Here is a 2,596-nt window from a genome sequence, read left to right as displayed (position 1 = left end):
CACAGTCGCGCGCGCCGCCGGTTTCGAGCGTTTCGTCGAAGCCATCCACGGCCTCGATGCCGTCACGGGTAAACGCGACGTTTATGCTCGAAAAGTAGGTCACGTCCCGGCCCGCGATCGTTCGTGTTTCGATCGTCTCGGTCGTCATCCCCGCCCGAACCATCCGATGGACGGGACCCGTGACCACGTCCGCGCCGTCCGCGAGGGCGTTCCGGATGCCGTCATACCACGACTCCTCGATGGCGACCTCCTGGCCGAGGAAGGCGACCACTTCGCCGGTGGCTTCGGCGAGGCCCGCGTTGCGCGCGACGTTCAAGTTTCGGTCGGAGATCTCGACGAGCGCGCTCACGTCGTCGCGCTCGCACACCATTCCCGTGGTTCCGTCAGTGGAGGGACCGTTGACCACGACGACCTCGGCGTCGGGGACGTATCGGGCGACCGCGTCGAGGGCGTCGCTCAGCGGCTCCCGACCGTTGAGCGTCGGAACGACCACGGACAAGTCCATATCCGCTTTTCAGATACCGAGTACGTAAAAGCAATTCGGCACGTCGTTGTTAACTCTCGCGGAAAAACAGATCAGTTTAGGACTACTCGACGCTCGTGTTCCAGTAGGAAACGGACGCGAGGTGGTCCCCGATAGCCGTTTCCCCGATTGTGGTGTCCATGTCCCGAATGCGCGTCGCGATGGCGTCGGGAATCTTACGGTAGAAACCGTAGGGCAGGATCCAATCGTGCTCGGAGTCGACCAACGAGAGGCCGGTCTCCCCGAGGAGTTTCTGCACGTCGTCCAGTGAGTACAACCGCGAACCCATCGGCAACAGCCAGTTGTAGAGACTTCGGGTGCTCGGTCCGGCGAACGTGTCGAAAAAGACCTGATCCTTCGAGACACGGCACATCTCGCTCAGGAACGAGGCTGGCGTGTTCGCGAGATGGAAAAACCGCATGGCGAACACGGTGTCGAAGTGGTCGTCCGGGAACGGGAGCCGGGCGGCGTCGCCGCGCATGAACTCCAGATGATCGGCGACCCCCGTGTTCCGCGCTTTGTGACGGCCCTGCTGGAGCATCGCCGCCGAGATGTCGAGTCCGACGATGTCCGCGCCCCGTTCGGCGAGCATGACGGTAAACCGGCCGGTACCGCAGGCTATTTCGAGGACGCGCTTCCCCTCGACCGGGCCGATAGCGTCGAGAACTGCTTGCTTCTCGCGGCGGTCGATGAGTCGGCCGCCACGGGAGAATCGCTTCTCTTCGTATTCCTCGGCCACCTCCGTAGCCTGATACCACTCCTGTCCCTTCACACTTTCTTCGTCCGAACAACCTCACCCGAGGGATAAAACGGTACTGGATGTGGATAGCGGGGCGGGGTTCACACTCACGGGATCCGTTTCCTGCGGCGGACGACCTGACAGCACCCGTAGAGGAATGATTTTGAACGTCGGTCGCGTACCTCCTTCGGGGTTTCCGATGACGACCTGTAATCACTGTGGTGGCGACTTCACCGCGGCGGACCTCGTGCGCCACGAATACGAAACCATGATCATCGTCCACTGTCCGGACTGTGGCTGTGTCCTCGGCCAGTACAACCGTCACAGCGGACCGCCGAAGACCGACCGCCAGCAGTAGGTGGGCCGATCATCCACCGGTTACGACTCGATCGGGACGAATCCGGATGATGACGCGGGCACCCTCCTCCTGACCGAGGTTCGGATACTCGTCTTGGCCCATGTACCGCTTGGTGAGTTCGTTGGCGTGTTCGACCGCGCCGTCCTCCGTGACCGCCTCGACTTCGCCGCGAACCGAAACGAATCGGTACGGGTCGTCCGGGTCGAGGATGGAGAGTCCGACCTTCGGATTCCGCCTGACGTTTCGTTCCTTCTGTCGGCCTTCCGCGGTATTCACGAGGAGGTGATCGCCGTCGTATCCCACCCAAACGGGCGTCACCTGCGGCGTTCCGTCCGGCATGACGGTGGCGAAGTTGGCGAACGCTTTCCTCTCGAACAGGTCTCGAAACTCCTCGGGTATCGATTCCATACCTGGTTCACGTCGTGAAGAACGGTGTAGTTTCTCCCCAACCTATCACGGCATTTAAATGTGATATAATGACGTTTAAGGTGTCGATATTGTATGTACACACCTATAGCCAACGTTTACCACCTTGCCCCGGTCGCATGCTATATATGAGCACGACTGTACCAGAACCAGCAGGTGAATTTCGTGAACGACTCCGTGAACTACCCCCCAGCGCCAAACTCGTCGCCAAGGTACTGGAAACCGAAGAACCGTTGACGCAGGGCGAACTCGCCGAAGAATCGCTGCTTCCGGACCGAACCGTCCGCTACGCCCTGACCCGTCTCGAAGAGCAAGATCTCGTCGTCTCGCGCCACAGTTTCCGCGACGCGCGAAAGCAGGTCTACCTCCTCAACAACTAAAACGACGCCTCCCTGGGTTTTCTCGCCGATATTCGGCCCTCGTTTTTTCCTGACGAGCGACGTCCACGAACGGGAAGCCTTTCCCGGCCGCGTCCTACTTCCCTCGCATGAACCCGATTCCCGTGCCGACCGAGACGCTGGCACCACATGGGGCGACGAACGCATACGTC

5 protein-coding genes are annotated in these 2,596 nt (G+C 60.8%); 2 read left to right on the top strand and 3 right to left on the bottom strand.

Features of this window, described 5'->3' with window-relative positions; genetic code table 11:
* Both WBV42_RS05325 and WBV42_RS05320 read right to left on the bottom strand, forming a co-directional pair.
* A partial coding sequence (locus WBV42_RS05325; protein ID WP_423985103.1) for a glycosyltransferase family 2 protein occupies positions 1–505 on the bottom strand: 505 nt, incomplete at its 3' end.
* 82 nt (positions 506–587) lie between these two features.
* A complete protein-coding gene (locus WBV42_RS05320; RefSeq protein WP_253228292.1) occupies positions 588–1,295 on the bottom strand; it encodes a class I SAM-dependent methyltransferase in 708 nt (235 codons plus the stop codon).
* A 166-nt stretch (positions 1,296–1,461) separates the two neighbouring features.
* Between WBV42_RS05320 and WBV42_RS05315 the strand changes: the two genes are divergently transcribed.
* The gene (locus tag WBV42_RS05315; protein WP_423985102.1) at positions 1,462–1,620 is read left to right on the top strand and encodes a hypothetical protein; all 159 of its coding nucleotides are present in this window, start codon (positions 1,462–1,464) and stop codon (positions 1,618–1,620) included.
* Between the two features lie 9 nt (positions 1,621–1,629).
* On the opposite strand, the gene WBV42_RS05310 is transcribed toward WBV42_RS05315, so the two are convergent.
* Positions 1,630–2,028, bottom strand: coding sequence for a PPOX class F420-dependent oxidoreductase (locus WBV42_RS05310; RefSeq protein ID WP_423985101.1), 399 nt, complete (start codon positions 2,026–2,028; stop codon positions 1,630–1,632).
* 146 nt (positions 2,029–2,174) lie between these two features.
* Here WBV42_RS05310 and WBV42_RS05305 point away from each other — a divergent pair, with 146 nt between their 5' ends.
* Positions 2,175–2,426 (top strand): MarR family transcriptional regulator, encoded by a 252-nt coding sequence (locus WBV42_RS05305; RefSeq protein ID WP_423985100.1) that lies wholly within the window; start codon positions 2,175–2,177, stop codon positions 2,424–2,426.
* Positions 2,427–2,596 lie beyond the last annotated feature (170 nt).

Origin of the sequence: Haladaptatus sp., from assembly GCF_049589095.1 — an archaeon.
Classification (GTDB): domain Archaea; phylum Halobacteriota; class Halobacteria; order Halobacteriales; family Haladaptataceae; genus Haladaptatus.
Note: the sequence above shows the minus strand (reverse complement) of the source record. Positions and strands in the feature narration are given on the sequence as shown.

Bases quoted from the DNA above. Each gene is read 5' to 3' on its own strand.
- WBV42_RS05315 (WP_423985102.1), top strand. From the start codon at position 1,462: ATGACGACCTGTAATCACTGTGGTGGCGACTTCACCGCGGCGGACCTC.
- WBV42_RS05310 (WP_423985101.1), bottom strand. From the start codon at position 2,028: ATGGAATCGATACCCGAGGAGTTTCGAGACCTGTTCGAGAGGAAAGCG.
- WBV42_RS05305 (WP_423985100.1), top strand. From the start codon at position 2,175: ATGAGCACGACTGTACCAGAACCAGCAGGTGAATTTCGTGAACGACTC.